Source organism: Clostridia bacterium, from assembly GCA_034926675.1.
GTDB lineage: Bacteria > Bacillota > DTU025 > DTU025 > DTU025 > JAYFQW01.
This window is the reverse complement of the sequence record JAYFQW010000065.1, coordinates 1-2,341: the sequence shown is the minus strand read 5'-3', so window position 1 is coordinate 2,341 and position 2,341 is coordinate 1. Positions and strand designations below refer to the sequence as shown.

The following is a 2,341-nucleotide window of genomic DNA, read 5'->3' as shown; positions in this document are numbered from 1 at the left end:
GCTCCGATTCCGGCAGTACCGTTACCCAGCCGTTGGCAGCGGGAAAGACGAACCCTCTGCATCCGGCCTTCTTGAGCAATGCAACGCCGGACTCCTGCCGGTCGGCTCTGAGATGGTAGCTTTCACTGAACTCGCTCACCGTCGCGCGCCTCCTCCTATCAACTAAGTCGGTACCGCTTCCGACAAATCGGCAAGGTATATGTGATCATCGCTGAGCGCCTCTAGCCCCCCATATCGCTCCGATCTTCCATACCCCATGAACCCGCCGATGAACACGAATCTGTTTTCGTCCACCCATGCTCTGGCTTTTCCCACCGGGACGTCCAGATCAAGCTGTGTTATCTCCATCGTGCCCAGATCCATGACTGACAGGGCTTCGCTTGACACTTCCGGAGGAGGCCAGCCTGAAGGGTCATACCAGTCCTGGCGATGTTGGATGAGGGCCCTTTGGGAAGACGGAGTCCAGACGAATGGGACGTAGGATCCCCCCTCGTGGATGATGCCGGTGTGCATCATCTCTCCGGTCTCACATCGCATCACCACGGCCCCACGTTTGTCCTTGGGAGACTGCGGCCACAGCGGCAGCAGTCTCCCGTCTGGGCTGAGCGCTCCCCACGCTGATATAGGCGCGCCTGACAGGAGGGCACTTCTGTCCCCAGAGTCGATGTCGTAGATGAACCCGTCGAAACCGCAATCAGTCCAGTTGCGCTTTGCCGCGAACCTGCGCGTTTCCGAGCCCGGCAACCATATGCTCGGGTAGAGGTCGCCCCGTCTGCCGCGGAATATCATCTTGGGCGGATTCTGCGCGCAATCATAGACCCTTCCTTCGTATGTCCTGCCCAGTTTCACAATTGCCAGGACATACCTGCCGTCGGAGGACATGGCCTCTGTGCAGATGATCTCGTTGGAACGGAATACCACCGATACAGCCTCGCCGGCCATGTCGATCAGTAGGGTATATAGCTGCCACTCGCCCGGCTGGGATTTGTCGAAAACATTGATGGCGAACACCCCAGCATCGCTCCCGTAGCCTCCGTCGCAGACGTGCCCAGGCTCGAGCTTGAGCGGAATCCGGCGGACACAGCCTTCCTGATACGATGCCAGATAGACATCCTCCTCGCTGACTCTCAACAATATCGCGTTCGGCCCGAGCCTGGCTATTGCCTCTCCTTCGAGCTGGTCAATGACTCTACCGTCGTGAACGCTCACAAAGTCGGTCTTCTTCCCTCCCAAGGGCTGCACGGCCAGGACATCGCCCAATAGCAGGAAACAATAGTAGTTGAACGCCCACTGATAGCCTCTGCATAACGGCCTTGCGTTCAGCTTGGCCCGTCGCTTTGCGAATTCCATATGCACACTCCCTTGCGCGCGTCCTAGGCTGCTACATCATCTGCTCTGTCAGTCTGGCGCCTCCTCCCCCGCCGTGCTGAGCCACCCCGGCTGCTACGGCCGCAACCAATGCCAATTCGATCAGAGCGAGTTGTTCGTTCGTGAGCCTGCTGCGTGCCCACTCACGAGCTTCCTCTATGGACAGAACTCTTAGTCCCTCCTTCCATCCATAGAAGATGTACCCTCTGTCGAACCTACACCTCATTCCAAGCGCTTCTTCAACGAGCTTGAGCGCATGTTGGATCCTGGAGTCATCGCCTACGACAGCGCAGCCGTCTCGGTTGAGGGCTTTGACGTAGCCGTTGAGCTGGTCGCCCGAGCCTCCTATTTGATGGTGTTCTAGCCATGATTCGGGTTTGATCTCATATACATAGGACACGCCGCCCTCCGTTATGACAATATCGGGACGAGTACGATTTCCTTTCCCCTCCAAGCCGAAATGCTCCAGGAGTATCTTCCCGACGGAAGTGTTGCATTTCACTGCCCTGCCGAAGTACTCCACTTCAATGATCCCATATATCGCCTGATGGATCATGATCCCTCGAAGTGCATTCCGCAAAGCCTGCCCATCAGGGTCAATGAACCTCAGTGGGCTGTTGCCGGCGTAGGCGTACCAGTTCAGCCCCTGCCGTACCGGGTTTCTGCTGATGAACCTCCCAATCTCGGGGTCGTAGTGCCTCGCCCCGAAGTAGTAGAGCTCCGTAGCACCGTCCTCGGGCTTGCCCGTGAACCTGTGCGCCCTGGAAGCCATCGGGCCGGTGGACATCGTAAGCAGGCCGAACGGTTCGTACTCGAACCGAGCCACGACCTGGCCCGCGGAGTCGGTGATCGCTCTTATGGAGCCCACCATGTCGGTGTGCAGGAAGTAGGTCTGAGCAGGATCCGAGTTCTCCTGTACCATCTTGGCCAGGTATTTTCCGTTCAGGACGAGATAGCATGTGACAGTCCTGTC

The 2,341-nt window shown here is 57.9% G+C and carries 2 protein-coding genes; both read right to left on the bottom strand.

What is annotated here, in order from left to right:
- Window positions 1-162: 162 nt before the first annotated feature.
- Window positions 163-1,350: a hypothetical protein gene (locus VB144_13500; GenBank protein MEA4884641.1), complete on the bottom strand. Its 1,188-nt coding sequence runs from the start codon at window positions 1,348-1,350 to the stop codon at window positions 163-165.
- Between the two features lie 31 nt (window positions 1,351-1,381).
- Window positions 1,382-2,341, bottom strand: a 960-nt coding sequence (locus tag VB144_13495) for an RHS repeat-associated core domain-containing protein (protein ID MEA4884640.1), incomplete at its 5' end; no start/stop codon positions are given.